At 71.0% G+C, this 19548-nt stretch carries 19 protein-coding genes and 1 other RNA gene; 14 read left to right on the top strand and 6 right to left on the bottom strand.

All coding sequences use genetic code 11. From position 1 onward, the window contains the following. Positions 1-135 precede the first annotated feature (135 nt). Positions 136-315: a hypothetical protein gene (locus tag ACFV6H_RS11380; protein ID WP_093597625.1), complete on the bottom strand. Its 180-nt coding sequence runs from the start codon at positions 313-315 to the stop codon at positions 136-138. Between the two features lie 149 nt (positions 316-464). Beyond that, entirely contained in the window at positions 465-1898 is a 1434-nt protein-coding gene (locus tag ACFV6H_RS11375; RefSeq protein ID WP_385540691.1) for a hypothetical protein, read from the bottom strand. A gap of 330 nt (positions 1899-2228) precedes the next feature. Between ACFV6H_RS11375 and ACFV6H_RS11370 the strand changes: the two genes are divergently transcribed. The 4 genes from ACFV6H_RS11370 to ACFV6H_RS11355 all read left to right on the top strand — a co-directional run bounded on the left by ACFV6H_RS11370 (position 2229) and on the right by ACFV6H_RS11355 (position 6503). Further along, positions 2229-3266 (top strand): ABC transporter substrate-binding protein, encoded by a 1038-nt coding sequence (locus ACFV6H_RS11370; protein WP_385540689.1) that lies wholly within the window; start codon positions 2229-2231, stop codon positions 3264-3266. A gap of 164 nt (positions 3267-3430) precedes the next feature. Further along, positions 3431-4369 (top strand): Nif3-like dinuclear metal center hexameric protein, encoded by a 939-nt coding sequence (locus tag ACFV6H_RS11365; protein ID WP_385541031.1) that lies wholly within the window; start codon positions 3431-3433, stop codon positions 4367-4369. Beyond that, on the top strand, positions 4366-5109 hold the full coding sequence (locus tag ACFV6H_RS11360) for a zinc ribbon domain-containing protein (protein WP_385541029.1): 744 nt from the start codon (positions 4366-4368) through the stop codon (positions 5107-5109). Before ACFV6H_RS11365 ends, ACFV6H_RS11360 begins: the two co-directional genes overlap by 4 nt. Continuing rightward, a complete protein-coding gene (locus ACFV6H_RS11355) occupies positions 5109-6503 on the top strand; it encodes a bifunctional RNase H/acid phosphatase (RefSeq protein WP_385540687.1) in 1395 nt (464 codons plus the stop codon). Before ACFV6H_RS11360 ends, ACFV6H_RS11355 begins: the two co-directional genes overlap by 1 nt. Before the next feature lie 48 nt (positions 6504-6551). On the opposite strand, the gene eda is transcribed toward ACFV6H_RS11355, so the two are convergent. Next, positions 6552-7202, bottom strand: a complete 651-nt coding sequence (eda, locus tag ACFV6H_RS11350) for a bifunctional 4-hydroxy-2-oxoglutarate aldolase/2-dehydro-3-deoxy-phosphogluconate aldolase (RefSeq protein ID WP_385540685.1) — start codon at positions 7200-7202, stop codon at positions 6552-6554. Positions 7203-7257: 55 nt separating this feature from the next. Further along, the gene (gene yaaA / locus ACFV6H_RS11345) at positions 7258-8064 is read right to left on the bottom strand and encodes a peroxide stress protein YaaA (protein WP_385540684.1); all 807 of its coding nucleotides are present in this window, start codon (positions 8062-8064) and stop codon (positions 7258-7260) included. A gap of 132 nt (positions 8065-8196) precedes the next feature. Between yaaA and rnpB the strand changes: the two genes are divergently transcribed. Then, positions 8197-8600: RNase P RNA component class A (gene rnpB / locus ACFV6H_RS11340), an RNA gene on the top strand. Between the two features lie 263 nt (positions 8601-8863). Then, positions 8864-9844: an LLM class F420-dependent oxidoreductase gene (locus ACFV6H_RS11335; RefSeq protein ID WP_385540682.1), complete on the top strand. Its 981-nt coding sequence runs from the start codon at positions 8864-8866 to the stop codon at positions 9842-9844. Between the two features lie 49 nt (positions 9845-9893). On the opposite strand, the gene ACFV6H_RS11330 is transcribed toward ACFV6H_RS11335, so the two are convergent. Both ACFV6H_RS11330 and ACFV6H_RS11325 read right to left on the bottom strand, forming a co-directional pair. After that, positions 9894-10388, bottom strand: a complete 495-nt coding sequence (locus ACFV6H_RS11330) for a MarR family winged helix-turn-helix transcriptional regulator (protein WP_385540680.1) — start codon at positions 10386-10388, stop codon at positions 9894-9896. A 267-nt stretch (positions 10389-10655) separates the two neighbouring features. Continuing rightward, positions 10656-11690, bottom strand: coding sequence for a cytochrome P450 (locus tag ACFV6H_RS11325; RefSeq protein ID WP_385540678.1), 1035 nt, complete (start codon positions 11688-11690; stop codon positions 10656-10658). 42 nt (positions 11691-11732) lie between these two features. On the opposite strand from ACFV6H_RS11325, the gene ACFV6H_RS11320 reads away from it, so the two are divergent. Genes ACFV6H_RS11320 through ACFV6H_RS11285 form a run of 8 tightly spaced genes read left to right on the top strand, consistent with a single transcriptional unit; the run spans position 11733 to position 19548 of the window. After that, complete coding sequence (locus ACFV6H_RS11320; RefSeq protein WP_385540676.1) at positions 11733-11969, top strand: hypothetical protein; 237 nt, start codon at positions 11733-11735, stop codon at positions 11967-11969. Beyond that, on the top strand, positions 11966-13723 hold the full coding sequence (locus tag ACFV6H_RS11315) for a GH3 auxin-responsive promoter family protein (RefSeq protein ID WP_385540674.1): 1758 nt from the start codon (positions 11966-11968) through the stop codon (positions 13721-13723). Before ACFV6H_RS11320 ends, ACFV6H_RS11315 begins: the two co-directional genes overlap by 4 nt. After that, a complete protein-coding gene (locus ACFV6H_RS11310) occupies positions 13720-14586 on the top strand; it encodes a class I SAM-dependent methyltransferase (RefSeq protein WP_385540672.1) in 867 nt (288 codons plus the stop codon). Before ACFV6H_RS11315 ends, ACFV6H_RS11310 begins: the two co-directional genes overlap by 4 nt. Further along, positions 14583-16091 (top strand): NAD(P)/FAD-dependent oxidoreductase, encoded by a 1509-nt coding sequence (locus tag ACFV6H_RS11305; protein ID WP_385540670.1) that lies wholly within the window; start codon positions 14583-14585, stop codon positions 16089-16091. Before ACFV6H_RS11310 ends, ACFV6H_RS11305 begins: the two co-directional genes overlap by 4 nt. Next, positions 16088-17302: a hypothetical protein gene (locus ACFV6H_RS11300; protein WP_385540668.1), complete on the top strand. Its 1215-nt coding sequence runs from the start codon at positions 16088-16090 to the stop codon at positions 17300-17302. The genes ACFV6H_RS11305 and ACFV6H_RS11300 overlap by 4 nt, the downstream gene beginning before the upstream one ends. Continuing rightward, on the top strand, positions 17299-18087 hold the full coding sequence (locus ACFV6H_RS11295) for a DUF6182 family protein (RefSeq protein ID WP_385540666.1): 789 nt from the start codon (positions 17299-17301) through the stop codon (positions 18085-18087). Before ACFV6H_RS11300 ends, ACFV6H_RS11295 begins: the two co-directional genes overlap by 4 nt. A gap of 1 nt (position 18088) precedes the next feature. Then, positions 18089-18748, top strand: a complete 660-nt coding sequence (locus tag ACFV6H_RS11290; RefSeq protein WP_385540664.1) for a LysR substrate-binding domain-containing protein — start codon at positions 18089-18091, stop codon at positions 18746-18748. Further along, positions 18745-19548, top strand: coding sequence for an alpha/beta fold hydrolase (locus tag ACFV6H_RS11285; RefSeq protein WP_385540662.1), 804 nt, complete (start codon positions 18745-18747; stop codon positions 19546-19548). The genes ACFV6H_RS11290 and ACFV6H_RS11285 overlap by 4 nt, the downstream gene beginning before the upstream one ends.

Below are 19548 nucleotides of genomic sequence, written 5' to 3'. Positions count from 1 at the left end.
GTGCGGGACTTCCGGCGGGAAGAGGCCGCCGCGCAACGGGAAGAGGCCGCCGCGTCTGTGCCGCGGCGGCCTCTTCGTGGTGCGTCACGCGCGTGGTACGCGGTGTGCGTTGTGGTGCGTGTGCCGGCCCGGGTCTCAGGCCGCGTTGCTGTGTTCCCCCTCCGCCGGGCGGCGGTGGCGGCCGTGGGCCGGAGACATCGAGTCCTCCGTGGAGGCCGCGCCACCTCGGTGCTTTCCGAAGTGGCTGATGTCACCCTGGTCGGCGGCCGTCCCCTGCGGGCGCTCCTGGGTCGTGTCGGTTCGGGCTTCGAACATGTGGGAAGTCACCCCGTCGTGATCGCTTCTTGTTGTGGCGCAGGGGCCCCGGCTTTCCCTGTACCGCCCGGCGAAGTGACGGTCACCGTTCCACATCACAGTCCCCGACAATGCCCGGTCGGTACGGCTGCGCAGCCCCGGAAGAAAGTCTATCCAGGTACCCCACGCCCGGTGAGAGGCGCCTGCTGCAACGGAACCGGCCTGCACATCACAGGAGTTCGCGGAGGTGTGAACGGTTCCCCGGACACGGATTCCGCTTGTGCGAGTTGTGTGAGTCCGGGCGGCCCGGAGGCTGTTCCGGACGTCAGCGGTGCCCCGGGCTTCGACAGCACCCGTGCCGGTGGCTCCGGCGCCAGCGCCGACAGAGGTTTCAACGGCGCAGTGGGCTCAGTCGGTTCGGCCTGTCCTGCCGGTTCGACCGGTTCCACAGGTTCGGCCGGTTCCGGCGGCGCCATGAGCCCGGCCACTCCGCACGGCACCTCCCTCGTCGCGTACGGGAGCCGCAGCACACCGTCCCGGGTCCAGAGCCCGGCACCCGCCAACCACCCGTCCGGCGTAGGAAGCCGATGGAGCTGACGGCCCATCGGACGCCACACTCCGAGCCCGCTGCCCGCCGCGCCGTCGATCCGCAGTGCCACCGCGCAGCTCTCCGGCATCAGCACCTGTCCCGGCTGTACGGCGAACGGCGTCACCGCGCAGTCCGCGAGCCGCAGGCACTCGGGGAAGCGCACCGGACGCAGACTGCCCAGTACGCCCCAGCCCAGCCGGTCGTGACCCGGCGCGTCCGAGCGGATCAGCAGCAGTCCGCTGTCGGCGTCCGCCAGCAGCAGCCGGTCGTTGCTCTCCTCGGTGATCTGGAGCAGTGGCGTCACCTCGCCACCACGTCCCAGATCGACGGCGACGGCCTTCACCACGCCGTCCCTCTCCCGGTCCAGGGCCAGTATCCGGCCCGTACGGTCGAGCCAGACGCCGCCCGAGCAGTGGCCCGCGACCTCGGCCACCCGCTCCGGTCCGAACGCGCCGCCCGCCACCAGCCAGACCGTGGTGGAGTGCTCGCCGGGCGCCAGGGCGTACGCGCTCCGGCCGTCCGGTGACGGCGGCAGCAGCGTCAGCCGGTCGCATCCGAGCGCGCCGAGCGGCAGCTGACCCGTACCGGGACCGGTCGGATAGAGCAGCGAGAAGTCGTGCCGGTCCGCCACCCGGCGGCGGATGAGCACCCGTCCGTCGGTCATGGGCAGGACGTCGGAGTCGGGCTCCTCGGGCTGGTCGAGCGGGAGCGGTACGGCGTAGGGCTCGGGTCCGTCGAGAGTCCACCGCTCCGGGAACCAGGCGTCGCCGCGCCCGCGCCCGCCTCCGTCGCCCTGCCTGCCTCCGTTTCCGCCGCCTCCGCCTCCGCCTCCGCCTCCGTTCCCGCCTCGGCTCCCGTTCCCTCGGCTCCCGTTTCCGCCGCCCCCGCCTCCGTCCCCGCCGTTCCCGCTTCCGAGCGTCAGTCGCGCCGCGTAGGTCCCGTCCGCCGTGATCGCGAACCCCGTACGCCGTAGCGCTCCGTCCTCCGCAGCCGTCTCGATGGCACAGGCCGTCATCGGTTCGTCACCTCCGGCGACGAAGCTAGTTTTCGCACTTCCTGCCGAACAACACGACGTCGGCCACTTCACACATATGGGTGGCCATGGCGGGATTTGCCGGAGCGTGTGGGGGTGGGTGTGCTGGCCGGGAGACGGGATGCCTAAAGTAAGGCACACCTAAGTCGGTGTCCGATCGGCATCCGACCGGTGGCTCAAAGCCGTACCTAACAGGCCTTGAACCGGTACGTCGCCCTGAACCGGCACGTCCGTCTTCAGCGGGCTTGTCCGCCTTGATCCGTCTTGACCCAGCACGTCCGCCTAGACCCAGCACTTCCCAGGAGCATCCAGATGTCCATACGACGCCGTGGCGCAGCCGCCGTCGTCGCTCTCGCCGCCGCGCTCTCCCTCGCGGCCTGCGGCAGCGGCGACTCCTCCGACAGCGGTTCCGCCGCCTCCGACGACGGAGGGAGGAAGGCCGCCGTCGCCACGGGCGGCAAGGACTTCGCCGACGCGGCCAGGAAGACGGCCGGCTACGGGACCGACGCCCGGCCGGGCCAGTTCCCGCGCACGATCACACACGCCATGGGCAAGATGGAGCTGAAGGCCCGCCCGGAACGGGTCGTGGTCCTGGACGTGGGCGAGTTCGACAATGTCGTGTCGCTCGGCGTCAAGCCCGTCGGCTACGCGCCGACCGAGGGCGACGAGGCCATCCCGAGCTATCTCAAGCAGGGCGCGGGCAGCCCCGAGAACGTCGGCACGATCAACAATCTCAATCTGGAGGCGATCGCCGGGCTCAAGCCCGATCTGATCCTCGGCAGCCAGTTGCGCGCGGCCGACAAGTACAAGGAGCTGTCGCAGATCGCTCCGACGGTCTTCTCCATCCGGCCCGGCTTCACCTGGAAGGAGAACTACCTCCTCAACGCCCAGGCGCTGGACCGTACCGCCGAGGCCGAGGCGGCGCTCGCCGCGTACGACAAGAAGGCGGCGGCCCTCGGCGCGGACCTCGGCCAGGACAAGCCGACCATCTCGATGGTGCGCTACATGCCGGACAGGCTGCGGCTGTACGCGAAGGCGTCCTTCATCGGCACGATCCTTGACGACATCGGTCTGCCGCGTCCCGACAACCAGCAGATCAACGATCTCGCCGTGGAGATCAGCCCGGAGAAGATCGACGACGCCGACGCCGACTGGATCTTCACCGGTGTGTACGGCGATCCGGCGAAGACACAGCGGGACACCGCGCGCTCCAATCCGCTCTGGAAGAACCTGAAGGCGGTCAAGGCCGGACAGGCCAAGGACGTCAAGGACGAGACCTGGTACCTGGGTCTGGGCGTGACGGCGGCGGACCTGGTTCTGGACGATCTCCGCGGCTATCTGGTCAAGTAGCGCGAATACCTGGTCAAGTAGTGCGAGCGCAATCCCGAGACGGACCGAGGGCCTTGGGACGGACCGAGAGCCTTGAGGCAGGTCGGCCGCATGCGCTGTCATGGGCTGTTCCGGTCAGGGCCGGTGGGGCACGTGGGACAGGTAGCCTTTGCACCGTGCCCTCCGTGCCCCGCCTGTCCGAAGTGATCGCCACGCTCGACGCCCTCTGGCCCCCTGAGCGGGCCGAACAGTGGGACGCCGTCGGTACGGTCTGCGGCGATCCCGATGCCACAGTGAGCCGGGTCCTCTTCGCGGTCGATCCCGTCCACGAGATCGCCGAAGAGGCGGTGAAGCTCGGCGCCGATCTGATCGTCACCCACCATCCGCTCTATCTGCGCGGTACGTCGACGGTCGCGGCCTCTACCTTCAAGGGCCGTGTCGTGCACACGCTCATCAAGCACGACATCGCGCTGTACGTGGCCCACACCAACGCCGACAGCGCCGATCCCGGCGTTTCCGACGCCCTCGCCGGCGCGCTGGACCTGCGGATCGTCGCGCCTCTCGTACCGGACGCGACGGATCCGACGGGACGGCGCGGACTCGGCCGGATCTGCGAACTGGACCACCCGGCCACACTCCGTGACTTCGCCGCGCGCGTCGCGCACCGGCTCCCCGCCACCGCGCAGGGCGTACGGCTGGCGGGCGACCCGGACGCCCTCGTCCGTACGGTCGCGGTCTGCGGCGGCTCCGGTGACGGTCTCTTCGACCAGGTCAGGGCGGTCGGCGTGGACGCGTTCCTCACCTCGGACCTGCGTCACCATCCCACCTCCGAGGCCACACAGCACTCACCGCTGGGACTGGTCGACGCCGCGCACTGGGCCACCGAGTGGCCCTGGTGCGAGCAGGCCGCCGCCCAGCTCGACGAGATCTCCGACCGCCATGGCTGGGACCTGCGCGTCCATGTCTCGAAGACGGTCACCGACCCCTGGTCGGCCCACCATGATTCGTCGGCCCACCATGATCCGTCAGGCCACCACCACTCTTCCGGCCACCCCTCGTCCGGCCACCACTCCTCAGGCCAGCACTCTTCCGGTCACCACCATTCTTCAGGAGCCCCCAACTGAACGCCGCGCCCGCCGACCAGATCCGACTTCTCGACGTCCAGGCCCTGGACGTACGACTGTCGCAGCTCGCCCACAAGCGCAGCTCGCTGCCCGAGCACGACGAGATCGAGTCGCTCACCAAGGACCTCGCCCAGCTTCGCGACCTGCTGGTCGCCGCGACGACCGAGGAGAGCGACACCGCCCGCGAGCAGACCAAGGCGGAGCAGGACGTCGACCAGGTGCGCCAGCGCGCCGTACGCGACCAGCAGCGGCTGGACTCCGGGGCGGTCACTTCGCCCAAGGACCTGGAGAACCTCCAGCGCGAGATCGTCTCGCTCGCCAAGCGCCAGGGCGATCTGGAGGATGTCGTCCTCGAAGTCATGGAGCGCCGCGAGTCCGCGCAGGAGCGGGTCGCCGAGCTGACGGAACGTGTCTCCTCCGTCGAGGCCAAGGCCGATGACGCCGCCACGCGCCGCGATGCCGCGCTGGAGGAGTTCGACGGCCAGGTCGCGGCCGTGACCAAGGAGCGCGAGCTCATCGCCGCGTCCGTGCCGGCCGATCTGCTCAAGCTGTACGAGAAGCTGCGCGTCCAGCAGGGCGGCGTGGGCGCGGCCCGGCTCTTCCGGCGCCGCTGCGAGGGCTGCCAGCTCGAACTGAACATCACCGAGGTCAACGAGGTCAGGGCGGCGGCGCCGGACGCCGTGCTGCGGTGCGAGAACTGCCGCCGGATCCTGGTCCGTACGTCCGAATCGGGTCTGTGATGGCGAAGTTCGTCGTGGAGGCCGACGGCGGTTCCCGGGGCAACCCGGGCCCTGCCGGTTACGGCGCGGTCGTCCTGGACCCGGTGACGGGCGAGACGCTCGCGGAGGCGGCCGAGTACATCGGGGTCGCGACGAACAATGTCGCCGAGTACAAGGGCCTGATCGCGGGCCTGAAGGCGGCGAAGGCGCTGGACGCGGACGCTTCGGTGCGGGTGCGTATGGACTCCAAGCTCGTCGTCGAGCAGATGTCGGGACGCTGGAAGATCAAGCATCCGGACATGAAGCCGCTGGCGGCGGAGGCCGGGCGGATCTTCCCGGCGGGCCAGGTCACGTACGAGTGGATCCCGCGCGAGCGGAACAAGCACGCGGACCGGCTGGCCAACGAGGCGATGGACGCGGGCAAGAAGGGCAAGCAGTGGGAGCCGTCGGCGTCCACGGCGGACCTGGACGCGCGGGCGGCTCGGAACGCTTCGGGCGCGGGCGCAGGGGCGGGCGGGCGTGGGCCGGCTCGTACCGCCGCAGGTACGTCGGCCGGTACGGCTGCGCCTTCGAGGCCGACCGGTGATGCGGCGGCGGGCGCGGCGAAGGCGCGGGCGGCGCTCGCGGGCGGGCGCGCATCGGCGGCGGCCCTGGCACCCGAGGAGCTCGCCGACGAGCCCGCCGAAGAGCCGCTCACGACGGCGGACCTGAAGACTTCCGAGGGCGTTTCCGCCGCCGCTGCGGCCAAGCTCCAGTCCCCGACGGTCGGCTGGGGCGCCTCCGCCGATCTCGGTGTTCCCGCCACCTTCGTCCTGCTCCGGCACGGCGAGACCGCTCTCACGCCGGAGAAGCGCTTCTCGGGCAGTGGCGGCAGCGATCCCGAACTCTCCGCGATCGGCCGGCGTCAGGCCGAGGCCGTCGCCACCGCGCTGGCCGCGCGCGGCACCGTCCAGGACATCGTCTCCTCGCCGCTCCGGCGCTGCCGTGAGACGGCGGAGACCGTGGCCACCCGGCTCGGGCTGGACGTCACGGTCGAAGAGGGCCTGCGCGAGACGGACTTCGGCGCGTGGGAAGGGCTGAGCTTCGCCGAGGTACGGGAGCGCTACCCGGACGATCTCAGCGCGTGGCTCGCCTCACCGGCCGTCGCGCCGACGGGCGGTGGCGAGAGCTTCACGACGGTCGGCCGCCGGGTCAGGGCGGCGCGTGACCGGCTGCTCGACCGGTACCACGGGCGTACGGTCCTGCTCGTCACCCATGTCACTCCGGTGAAGACGCTGATCAGACTGGCGCTCGGCGCACCGCCCGAGTCGCTGTTCCGGATGGAGCTGTCGGCGGCCTCGCTGTCGGCGGTGGCGTACTACGCGGACGGCAACGCGTCGGTGCGGCTGCTGAACGACACGTCGCATCTGCGCTGACCGCTTGCGGGCCGCGACCGGTCGGGACGGGGCAGAGAGCGCGGAACCTCAGACCGCCGTGCGCAGCGCCGAGGCCTCACGGGCCAGCGACTCGACCCGTGCCCAGTCCTTCGACGCGAGCGCGTCCGGCGGGAGCATCCACGTACCGCCGACGCAGCCCACGTTCGGCAGGGCGAGATACGACGCGGCTTTGGCGGCCGTGATCCCGCCCGTCGGGCAGAAGCGGGCCTGCGGGAGCGGACCGGCGAGTGAGGCGAGATAGGCCGTGCCGCCCGCGGCTTCGGCAGGGAAGAACTTCATCCCGGTCACTCCGCGTTCCAGCAGCGCCACCACTTCCGAGGCGGTCGAGACACCGGGCAGGAACGGTACTCCCGAGTCCCGCATCGCGCTCAGCAGCGTGTCCGTCCAGCCAGGGCTGACCAGGAAGCGCGCGCCCGCCGCCACCGAGTCGGTCACGGCGCCGGCCGTCAGGACCGTACCGGCGCCGACCACCGCGTCCGGCACCTCGCCCGTGATCGCACGGATCGCGGCCCTCGCGGCCGGTGTCCGCAGCGTCACCTCGATCGCGGGCAGCCCGCCCGCGACCAGCGCGCGGGCGAGAGGTACGGCGTCGGCGGCATCGTCGATGACGACGACAGGGATGACGGGCGCGAGGTCGAGCACGGAGGTCATGGCGTCATCCTGCCGTGCGTAGGTCATTCTCCGCAACGTGCGTTGCACAGCATGCAATGAGTCGTCCGGAGCCTCACCGCCGTCAGTGAATCTCCGTGACCACCACATCCAGGGCCCATGGCCGGCCGGCCCGCGCCGGAGCCGTCGCCTCCACGACATGGCCGAGCTGGCGGAGCGTCTCCACCAGCGCCGCAGGGTTCTTCGGCCGGGCGCCCGCGGTGAGCAGATCCCGTACGAGCCGGCCCTTGGTCGCCTTGTTGAAGTGGCTGACCACCGACCGCTTCTCCACTCCTGTCACCGGATCGGTCTGCGCGTGGAGCACCCGTACCCGCGCGGTACGGCCCGCCAGTTCGCCCTTCGGCTGCCAGGCCGCCGCGTACGCGGAGGAGCGCAGATCCAGTACGGTCCCGCCGTCGGCCACCTCCGGCAGTACGGATTCCATCGGCGCGCGCCAGTACGCGCCCAGCGCGCCGAGTCCCGGCAGTTTGACTCCCATCGAGCAGCGGTAGGGAGGGATACGGTCGCCCACCCGTACCGCGCCCCAGAGCCCCGAAAAGACCAGCAGCGACTTTCCGGCCCTGCGGCGCGCGGCGGTGTCGAGCGTGGCGAGGTCCAGCGCGTCGTACAGCACGCCGGTGTAGATCTCGCCGGCCGGACGCGTGCCGGCGGTCCGCAGCACCGCGTTCTTGGCGATCTCGCCGCGCAGCCCTTCGCTCAGACCGAGCACCTCGCGGGCTTTCTCCTCGTCGGCCGCGCACAGTTCGACAAGCTCGTCCAGTACGGCGTCCCGGGCCTCGGTGAGTCCCGGCAGCGACAGGGACTCCAGCTTCAGCGGAGCCCCGCGCCCGGAAGCGGACTTGCCTTCCGACGGCGGCAACAGGACGAGCACGTGACTTCTCCTACGGAACGGTCGATACGGAACGGGCGCGCGGCCCTCGCGCCAGAGTAGGCGACGCCCGACGACGCCCGACGAGGCGCCCGTCCGCCCTCCACGGACGGGTAAGATGACCTTTACGGCAGACGAGCCGGGCGGACGGCCGCGTGGAGGTCCCTGTGGATCTCCCCGAGGAACGTCCGGACTCCACACGGCAGGGTGGTGGGTAACGCCCACCCGGGGTGACCCGCGGGACAGTGCCACAGAAAACAGACCGCCGGGGACCCAGGTCCCCGGTAAGGGTGAAACGGTGGTGTAAGAGACCACCAGTGCCCAGGGTGACCTGGGCAGCTAGGTAAACCCCACCCGGAGCAAGGTCAAGAGGGGCCACCGCAAGGCGGCCCTGCGCGGACGATCGAGGGCTGCCCGCCCGAGTCCGCGGGTAGACCGCACGAGGCCGACGGCAACGCCGGCCCTAGATGGATGGCCGTCTCCCGGCCGACCGCGAGGTCGTCCGGCGACAAAATCCGGCGTACAGCCCGACTCGTTCTGCCGCTCAGCGGACAGAAGCCTCCGACTTGGTAGAACACCAGGTCAGAGGCTTCTTTCGGTTGGTGGGACATGGATCGCGGGCGTTCGTGAGTACTTTCCCGCTCCCGCTCGCTCCGGAGAGTGGCGGTAGTGGCGGTGGGTGTTGACATGGTTGGAGCGCGGTCATTAGTTTGGTGATTGGCGAACAATCGAAGTGATGGTCAACTCGGCTATGGTGCGGGCGACTTGGCCGGTCGGTGGGGGCCGTGAGGAGGAGTGAGGGTTGGACCGCTACGGAGTGACCATCCCGCTCAACACCGTTCCGCTGGCCGCGCATCGGCGGATTGTCGAGGAGCTGCCGGATCTCGGGTATACGGATGCCTGGACCGGTGAGGCCGCTGGGTATGACGGGTTTACGCCTCTCGCGTTGGCCGCCGCGTGGTCGCGGTCGCTCAGGGTGGGGACCGGTGTGGTGCCAGTGCAGACGCGTGGGCCGGCGCTGTTGGCGATGACGGTGGCGACGTTGGCGGAGGCGGCTCCTGGGCGGGTTGTGGTGGGCGTCGGGTCGTCCGGGCCGCCGTTTGTCACGCGTATCAACGGCATTCCCTTCGAGCATCCCTACCGCAAGGTCCGCGACACCGTGCGCTTTCTCAAGGCAGCGCTGGCGGGCGAGTATGTGATGGGCGACTTCGACTCGTTCAGCATCGACGGCTTCCGGCTCGCGTCCGTTCCGCGTCCCGCGCCGCCGGTCATGATCGGCGCGCTGCGTCCGCAGATGCTGCGGCTCGCGGGCAGCGAGGCCGACGGGCTCGTCACCAACTTTCTCGCCGCCGACGATGTTCCACGCGTGGTGGAGGCGATGGGCCCCGAGGGCAAGGCGAAGGAAGTGGTGGCACGGATCTTTGTTTGTCCCACCAGGGACCGCGACTACGCCCGGGCACAGGGACGGGCGATGCTGGGCTCCATCCTCAACGCCCGGACCTACTCCGCGTTCCACGACTGGCTCGGGCGGAGCGATGTGCTGGCGGCGTCCCATCGGGCATGGGCGGCCGGTGACTTCCGGGGAGCCGGCGCGGCGGTGCCGGACCGGCTGGTGGACGAACTCCTCGTACACGGCAGCCCCGAGGAGTGCCGTGCGCACGTGGCACGCTATGTCGAGGCGGGCGTGGTCACACCGCTGCTCGCCGTGATTCCCGCGCCGGAGTTCGGCGCCGGGCCGGACGGCATGCTGAGCGCGCTGCGGGCTCTGGCGCCTGTCTCCTGAACCTGCTGGCGATCGAGCCCGTCGGCGATCTCGCCCGCCCGCTCGTCGGCTACTTCACTTCCAGGATCTTGGTGACCAGGCGGGCCAGCGTCTTGCGCTCCGCCGGAGTGAGGGCCTGGAAGGCGCGGTCCAGCAGCCGAGGCACCCCGCTCTCTACTTCGGCCAGCGACAGGAGCCCGTCGGGCGTCAGCGTGATGGCGTTGGCCCGCCGGTCCTTGGGATGCCGTTCCCGGCGTACCAGGCCCGAGTCCTCCAGTCCGTCGATGCAGCCGACCATCACGCTCCGGTCGATGCGCAGCTGCTCGCTCAGCTCCTGCTGTGAACAGGGCCCCACATCGCTGAGCATCTTGAGGACCAGATGCTGGCCCGCCGAGATGCTGTAACCGGTGAGTTCGGCATCGACGGCGCGCGCCACGACCTTGGTGGCCCGGCACAGGGCGATGTCCGGACGGCTCATGGCGAGCGTGGCGAAGTACCGCTGACGTGCGCTGTCGTCCGCGGCTCTGCTCGGTGAGGCGCGCCGGGTTCGCGGGGGGTTGGTCATCCGGACTCCCTTGTGCGGCACATCCTGAGCGGCACTTCCCGGCCTCGCCATGGGCGACCTCGCCATAAGAGGTGCCAAGAATGTCTCTCGAAGTACATTTGTTAGAAGTTACTCTAACGCGTGCATGGCCGGAATCGGCTCGCGGGGTTCCGCCCTTTCCGTCCGGGACCTTGGCAAGAAGGTGCCGGCCCAGGGCCCAGGGCTCGCGCCACTGGGCCGGCACCTCGGTCTTCGGTCTGTGGTCCGTGATCAGTCAGTCGGACGCCGTCACCACTCCACCGGCAGGGACCTGGGACGCAGCGTCAGCAGACCGCCGAGCCATTCCACCTGCTCCGCCGGTACGGCCAGCCGCAGCGAGGGAAGCCGCTTCGCCAACGTACCGAAAGCCGCCTGGAGTTCCACCCGGGCGACACCGGCGCCCGGGCAGTAGTGGTGACCGTGCCCGAACGCGAGGTGGGCGGCGTCCGTGCGGGCGAGGTCCAGTGTCTCCGGCTCGGACACCCGCCTGCTGTCGCGGCCCGCCGCGTGCATCACCGGGATCACGCCCTCGCCCTTGGCCACATGCGTGCCGGCCAGGTCGAGATCCTCCGTGGCGATCCGCATGAAGCCGATCTCGGACGGAGGCGCGTAGCGCAGCAGCTCCTCGGTGGCGCCCGGGAGCAGATCGGGATCGTCGACGAGCCGACGCCACTGCTCGGGATGGCGGAGCAGCTGGTACAGGGCCCGCGAGATGGCGCTCACAGTGGTGTCATGGCCGGCGACGAGCAGGTTGATGCCGAGCCAGGTCAGTTCGCGCTCGTTCAGCCGGTCGTCGTCGTCATGGGCCGTGATGAGCGTACTGAGCAGATCCTCACCCGGTTCCTCGCGGTGCTGGGCGATCAGTCCCGCCACATACGCGGCGGACTCCGAGCGCGCGGCCAGACGCTCCTCGGGCGTGTGCGCCGTGATGCTGACCAGCCGGTCCGTCCATGTCTGGAGCTTCGCCCGGTCCTCCACGGGCGCGCCGACCATCTCGCAGATCACCCAGACGGGCAGCACGGCGGCGAAGTCGTGGTGCAGATCGGCCGGGCGAGGTCCGGCCGTGAGCTGGTCGATCAGCTCATGGGCAATCTCCTCGATCCTGGCCCGCCAGAGCTCCGCCTTGCGCGGTGTGAACGCGGGAGAGATGAGCCTGCGCAGCCGGGAGTGGTCGGAGCCCTCCTGGTTGAGCAGGTTGTAGGGATTGTCGGAGAAGTCCTCGCCCTTGACCGTACGGACCGCTCCCGGCTCGCGAAGTGCCGGCTCGCCGGGCTCGAAGGGCATCCGCTGTACGCCTGGTGGCGCTCCTTCCCGCAGCCACGGGCGGTGATCTATCTGGATGTCTCGTCCGAGACCGCCTGGCGCCGCTCCGGCCAGGGCGCGCGCCTCAATCCGCTGGAGTATTTCGGCCGGCGGCCCGAGTGGTTCGGCTTCGAGAGCTATCAGAAGAACCTCAGAAAGCTCCTGCTGGAGGAGACAGGACAGTTGCCCGTGACCGTGATCGAGGAGCATGCCGGCACGGCGCGGACCGCCGATGCCGTACGGGAGGTGCTCACCGCATGAGCGCGGCCCAGGGCTGGGGCACGCCCGGCCACGCCGACCGTTACCGCGAGCGGGTGTTCGCCGAGCGGGCGCGGCTGAGAGCGGATCTCGCCGAGATGGCGGCACGCCAACAGCGTGTCCTCGCCGATCTGCTGGACTTCAACGCCGGTACCGAGTTCGGACAGCGCCATGGCTTCGCCCGGATCCGCACCTTGGCGGACTATCGCGCGGCCGTGCCGATCCAGGACTACGCGGCGCACGCGCCGCTGATCGAGCGCATGGCGGAGGGAGAGCCGAATCTGCTCACCGCGGACGCGCCGGTCGTCTACTTCACCAGCAGCGGAAGCACCGGCGCACACAAGAAGATCCCGGTCACGCGCCGCTTCATGGAGACCGTCTTCTTTCCCTTCTACTACGCGGCCTGGGCGCCGCTGATCGAGCACTTCCCGGATGTCATGGACCGGCCGGACGCGGTACTCAACCTCAAGCACGATCCGCTCGCGGTCCCGCCCGTCACGGCGGACGGCCGTCCGCATGTGGGCGCCAGCCAGGTCGACTTCGGCACGGCGTTCGGCGAACCGCTCTCTGCCGAGCTGGGCACCGCCGCGCCCTGGGCCACTCTGCCGGTGGATGTCGCGCCCGACGACCATCTGGAGAAGATGTATCTCCGGCTGCGGCTCGCGGTGCAGAGCGATGTACGGGCCCTCATCGGCATCAATCCGGCGATGATCGCGGCCGTTCCGTACCAGCTCGGTCTGTGGTGGCAGCGGATCGTCAAGGATGTGCACGACGGGACGCTGGGCGGAGCGCCGTACGGTCCCGCGGATCCGGAGCGCGCCGCTCAACTGGAGTCGCTCGCCGACTACTTCGGGCAGGTGAGCCCGCACCACGTCTGGCCGCGTGTCCGCGCGCTGTTCGGCTGGACCACCGGTGTGGCATCCCTCTACATGCCTTCGCTGCGTGAGCGGTTCGGCGCCGGAACCGCTGTGCTGACCGCGCCGGTGGCCGCGTCGGAGGGCCCGGTGGGTGTGCCGCTCGACCGGCATCCGTCGGCCGGCAGCCTCGTACCGTCCGCCTCCGTGTACGAGTTCGTGGACGCCGACGAGGATCTCGGGCCCGGCAGCGGGACGCTCCTGCCGGAGCAGCTCGAACCGCACCGGGACTATCACGTGGTCTTCAGCCATGTCGGAGGCCTGTACCGGTACGCGGTCGGTGACATCGTCCGTGTCGTGGACCGTGTCGCGGGCGTGCCGCGCGTCGCGTACGCGGGCCGCTCCACCCGGTCGGACGCGGCGGGCGAGCGGCTGCGTGAGGCCCAGGTCGTACGGGCGCTGGAGGAGGCCCTCGCGAGCACCGGGCTCGTGCTGCGCAATGTGGCGTGCCGGGTGGAGGAAGCGGAGGAGCGAGCCGGTCGGGCGCCTCGGTATGTCTTCGCGGTGGCTCCGGAGAGCCCGTGGCTCACCGCCGAGACCGAGCGGTTCGCCGCCCTGCTCGATACGGCGCTCGGCGCCGAATCCCCGGGATACGCGCGGGCCCTGCGCGAGCGGCGGCTCGCGCCCGCGACGGTGCGGCTGCTCCATCCCGACGCCTTCCACCGCGAGTGGCATGCCCGCGTGGCCGACGGTGTCCGTCCCACCCAGGTCAAGGACCGGCTGTTCCGGCAGGACGAGAGCCAGTGGCGGCGGCTGATCGCCGCGTCCGACGAACGACGAGACGAACGACGAGACGAACAACGAGACGAACGACAAGACGATCGACGAGGAGCACGCATATGACGGACGTCCTGGATCCCGTCGATCCGGTGGAGCGGACCGCCCTGCTCACCGCGGCCCTGCGCGCCGCCGAGAGCCGCCGGGAGGACCGGCTCTACACGGATCCGTACGCGGCCAGGCTCGTGGGAGACGCCGGTCCCGGTCTGGTGGCGGAGATCCGTGAGGCGACCTTCCCGCCGGACCGGCCGCGCCATCTGCCCAGCACGCCCGACTACAACGCGATCAGGACCAGATTCTTCGACGACCTTCTCCAGGAGGCCGTACAGGACCGGGAGATGACACAGCTCGTACTGGCTCCGGCCGGTATGGACTCCCGTGCCTACCGGCTGCCCTGGCCGGACCGTCTGCGGTACTTCGAGATCGACCGGCCCTCGGTGCTCGCCTTCAAGGCGGAGCGGCTGCGCGGAGTCGCACCGCGCGTCGCCCACACCACCGTCGCCGTCGATCTCACGGCGGACGACTGGGAGGAGCGGCTCCTCGCGTCCGGCTACGATCCGCGCCGGCCGTCCACCTGGCTGCTCGAAGGGCTGCTCTACTACATCCCGGAGCAGGACGCGCACCGCATGCTGGAGCGTGTCGCCGCGCTCTGCGCGCCCGGCAGCCGTATCGCCGCCGATCTCGTCAACTCCTCGGCCCTCACTCTGCCGCATATGCGCGCTCTCCTGGATGTCTTCGCGGGCTGGGGCTGTCCCTGGCTGTTCGGCAGCGACGAGCCCGAGGCGCTCTTCGGCCGGTACGGCTTCGACGTGGACGCGGTCCAGCCCGGCGAGCCCGGAGCCGACTTCGGGCGCTGGCCGGATCCGGTCCCGGCGCGCGCCGTCCGGGATGTGCGCCGGGTGTTCTTCGTACACGGCCGGCGCCGATGACACGGCCCGTCGTCGTGGTGGGAGGAAGCGTCGCGGGACTCGCCACCAGCCTTGCTCTGGCGGGGCGGGGCTTCCGCGTCAGAGTCCTGGAGCAGGCACCGGCGCCGCCGGAAGGCCCGCCGGACAAGGCGGCCGAGCTGTGGGAACGGCCCACCGTCGCGCAGAACGGCCACTCCCACATCCTGACCTCGCTCGGTGTACGGGAACTGCGCGCGGGCGCGCCGGAGGTGCTCGACGCCGTGGTCGACGCCGGAGGACATCTCCTGGACCTCATGGCGGCGCTGCCGGAGCGGGCCGACGACCGGATCCGCCGGCCGGGCGACGCCGAACTGGTGGCGCTCGCCGTGCGCCGCCCGGTCTTCGAGCTCGTACTCCGCCGGATTCTGCGGGCGCTGCCGAATGTCACGATCAGCCGGCAGGCCACGGTCGGAGGCCTGCTCACGGCGTCGTCGGGTGCGCGGGCCCGGTCGGGCGCCCGGGCGCAGGTCACCGGTGTGGCCCGGGTCACCGGTGTGGTGACCGTCGGCGGAGAGCACGTACCGGCGCATGCCGTGGTGGACGCCACCGGCCGCAGGGCGGCGTCCCGGTCCTGGCTGAGCGCCTCCGGCCTGCCGTCGCCGCCCGAACTGACCGCTCCCACGCAGGTGCGCGGCTTCACCCGGTTCTACCGGCTGAAGTCGCCGGGCGCGCTGCCGGGACCGCTCAACCGAGGCAACGCGGCAGGCGGCATCTGGGACCACTACGCCGCCGTCGCGCATCCCGCCGACAACGGCACCTACGCCCTGACGCTCGGCGTGCCCACGGCGGATCCGGCGACGAACGGCCTCCGTGATCCGGCCGCCTTCGCCGCCGCCGCCCGTCTGTCGCCTCACCTCGCGGCCTGGGCCGATCCCGAGGCGGGCGAACCGATCGGTCCGGTGCGCACCATCACTCTGCCTCCCAACATTCTGCGCGGCGCGCCGCCCGGCGCCGACGTGCGGCCGGTCGCGGGCCTGTTCGCCGTCGGCGACGCCGCGTGTGTCACCAATCCGCTCTTCGGACGCGGTATGTCACTGGCCCTGCGGCACGCTTTCCTGCTCGCCGAACTCCTGGACGCCGAACCGGTGGTGGGGGAGCGGCAGGCCGAGCTCGCCGGGCACCTCGCCGAGGGCGTGTACCGGCCGTGGTACGAGCTGTCGGTCCGTGAGGACACGGTACGCGGTCGGCTGTGGCGTTCGAGAGTTACGGGCGGCACACCGCCTGCGGCGACGGCTACGGCGACGGAGTCCGGCCGTCCGCCGCTGTCCGCGATCGCGGCGGCGGCCACCACCGACGGATCCGTATGGCGCGGCCTCACCCGTGTCCTCATGGGACTGGACACCGCCGAGGAGATCTTCGACGACGAGTCGTTCCGGGAGCGAGTCCGGGAGCGGGTACGGGCGGCTCCCGCCACGGCTCCGGACGGACCGCGTCCGCCGTCCCGGGCGGAACTGCTCGCGGCCATCGGCGCCGAGGAGCGCGTATGACCACACCACCGCGTACAACTACGACCGCCTCGGCGCCCATGACCGCATCGGGCCGTCGCAAGGTGCTGCTCGCGCCCGTCACGATCACACCCGCCAAGCCACTGACGCCCAGTCATCTCAAGGGCCTGCTCTGGACCGACGTCATGTTCCGGGCCACCGCGCCGCTGGCCGATGTGACCTACCGCTACAGCCACACGACGTACCACCTCACCGAACAGACCCTTGGATTCTGGGAGTTCCTCGACCGCACTCAGGGCGATCTGCCCTACGCCTCGCTCTCCGAGGAGGAGATCGGCGAACTCTACGTACGGTTCCGCAACGGCGCGCCCGCGCCGGCCGACGCCCTGCGCTCCTACGCGGACGCGGCCGAGAACCACGGCTGGGTCCATCCGGCGAGCGAGCGCGTACTCCGGATATGGACCGAGCACTACGCCCAACTCGGGCTGCACGATCCAGGACTGATGGAGCATCAGCCGCCAGGGATCGGTCTGGAGGAGATGATCGAGCGTCTTGCCGCCCTGGGCATGGGCCTCGACCAGCGGTCCAGCGGCGGCCCGGTGTTTCTCGACGCCACGCGGTACGGTCTGCCGCTGCGGCAGATCGTCGCGGCCGACGGGCGGCCCAACTACCTTGCCTGCGCCCTGCGGGAGCTGCTGCCGCTGGCACCCGCGTACGACGAGGTTGTGCTTCTGTACGACAGTGAGCTGACGCCCGACTATCTGCTGCTCCAGCGTGTACTGAGCCGACTGGGCCCGGCCGTGCACCGTGTCCCGATCGGCCGCGTGCCCATCGACGGGAAGATCACCTCGGCCCGGCACGGCGGCTGGCACGCCCATACGGCGGGCGCCCTGCTGCGGGCCGTCGGCACGGACGGTGACGCGGATGTACGCAGGCTCGGTGTACGGCTCTACTTCGTCGCCGTCCTCGGGCCTGGGCAGGCGCAGTCGTTCCGCGCCGACCTGCTGCGCAAGAGCCTCGAACGGGCCGAGCGACTGCTGCGCCGCGTGGCCGACGGCCCGGCGGAAGGTCCGGCGGGCGGTTTTGCGGGTAGTCCGGCGAGCAGCGCGGCAGGCAGTCCGGCGTTCCTGGACGATCTGCGCAGGCATCGGCGCGAGCACATCCATGTCGATCCCTACCGGCTGACCACGTCCCTGCTGGGCCGGGCCCGCCGCACCGTTGACCGCGACCTGCTCACCACGGTGTACCTATGAGCGGTGTACCCATGAGTGGTCTGCCGGTGACTCTTTCGCCCGAACTGCTGCTCACCGTCGCCGCGGAGCGGCTCAGGGCCGCCCGCCCGGATCTGCCGGCGCACTGGAACCTCTCCACTCCGCACGCTCTCCTCGCGGCGAAGGAGCACATCCTCGCCGACGCCGCCTCCGGCCGTACCGACCGGGCACTGGCCGTCGCCGTCGTCCGAGACTTCCGGCTCACCTCATGGATACGGGAGACCTGCGCGTTCGCCCTGTCGCTGCCGCCGGAGCGGGCCGACGTCTGGCGCCGCTCCTTCACCAGGACCGTCTATCTGGCCGGCCGCCCGGACAATCTGAGGGAGCGGTTCGCCTTCACGCATATCGCCGACGACGGCTCGGCCGCCTGGGCCGGACCGTCGCCCGACGAGACCACGACCGGTCTGCGCAGACTGCTCAAGACCTTCAGCGGGCGACGTCCGCTGACGGCCTGGCGGCCCGCCACCGTCGAGATCCCTCGTACGGGCGCCTCGGCAACCGGCCGCCACGACCGCCGCCGACCCGTCCACCGCGATCTGTATCTCGCCACGGCGTACGTCACCGTCTCCGACGCGCTCGTCCAGCTCGGCCATCTGCTCGCCGAGGCGGTGATCGACGGCACGGTCGGCGCCGGAGACCGGCTGACCGTGCGTTCCGTACCGCGCCTGACAGGGCTGGCCACGCCGTACGCGGCCCTGCGCGTCGACACCGACCGTCACCGCCCGTCCGAACTCCAGGCCTATGCCGGACTGACGCAGGAGAACTGAGTTGCCGAAGAACCCGCCCGCCACGGCCGTCACCACTGAGATCGCCTCCGCCGTCCGCCCGCTTCGCGTCGGAATCCACGGATCGTCCCGTCAGGCCGAGCGGATCGTCGCCGCGGCCGGGCACGCCGAGGAGCGGATCAGCTATGTCCCGTACGACGTCCGGGAGCCGTTCCGGCTGCTGCGCGCCGGTGAACTGGACGTCATGCTGGTCAAGTTCGGGCTGCGCGAGCCGGACATCGTCACCAGCGGGCCCGTCGCCTTCGATTCCAGAGCCGTCCTCGTCCGCGCGGACCATCCGCTGGCCGGCCTGGCCTCCGTATCGGTCGAGGACATCACCGCGTACGACGCCTTCCGCTGCCCAGGCGACTTCCCGCCCTACGTCTGGGACCTGGTGATGCCGCCCGTAACACCGCTGGGCGGCCGGTTACGCCGGGTCCTGGAGATGGGCAGCCTGGCCGAGCTGGCCGAGACGCTCGCCGGTTCGGACTCCGTGCATCTGTCGTTCCGGTCGCTCGACGGGATCGTGCCGTCCGGGATCAAGGTGGTGCCCGTGACGGATCTCCCGGCCGCTCCGGTCTCCCTGGCCCGGCTGCGGGACACTCCGCCGTCGCCGGAGCTCGCCGCGTTCATCGCCGCCGCCGAAAGGAGCGCGGCCCGGTGACCGCCATCGACGGAGTGCCCGTGCCCGTCGTCCTGCTGCACGCGCTGCCGCTGGACTCCTCGATGTGGCGGGCGCAGACCAGTGCGCTCGGCGCACTCGGCCACACCGTCCTCGCCGTGGACCAACGCGGCTTCGGGCGGACACCGCTGGGCACCTCGGCCGCGCCTCCTTCGCTCGATGCCGTCGCCGACGACCTCGCGGACACACTCGACCGGCTGGGCATTGAGCGCGCCGTCCTCGCGGGCTGCTCCATGGGCGGCTATACGGCGATGGCCTTCCTGCGCCGCCATCCCGGCCGGACCAGCGGACTGGCCCTGTTCTCCACCCGGGCCGAGGCCGACACGCCCGAGGCCGCCGCCCGCCGCAGGGCCTTCGCCGGTCTGATCGGCGACGAAGCCACCCGCGACCGGGTCGTAGAAGCCACCACGCCCGCCCTGCTCGGCGCCACCACGCGGGCCGCCCGCCCGGCGACCACGGCCGAGGTCCTGGCCGTCGCCAGGGCCGCGGATCCGGCGTCGGTCGCCTGGGCGCAGCAGGCCATCGCCGCGCGCCCGGACTCCCTGGACATCCTGCGCGCGACCGATGTGCCCGCGCTGGCCGTCGTCGGGGAGGAGGACGAACTCGTCGCGGTCGAAGAGGTCCGCGCCATGGCCGACGCCCTGCCGCGCGGCCGGCTCGTCACTCTGCCCGGAGTCGGCCACCTCCCGCCGCTCGAAGCGCCCGACCGGACCGTACAGCTCCTCGCCGGGCTGCTGGACGACGTCGCCGCGACGGCTCTCGCCGCGAAGGAAGGATGGTGA

Source organism: Streptomyces sp. NPDC059743, assembly GCF_042732975.1.
In the GTDB taxonomy this organism is placed as follows: domain Bacteria; phylum Actinomycetota; class Actinomycetes; order Streptomycetales; family Streptomycetaceae; genus Streptomyces.
This window is presented reverse-complemented; position numbering and strand designations above follow the sequence as displayed.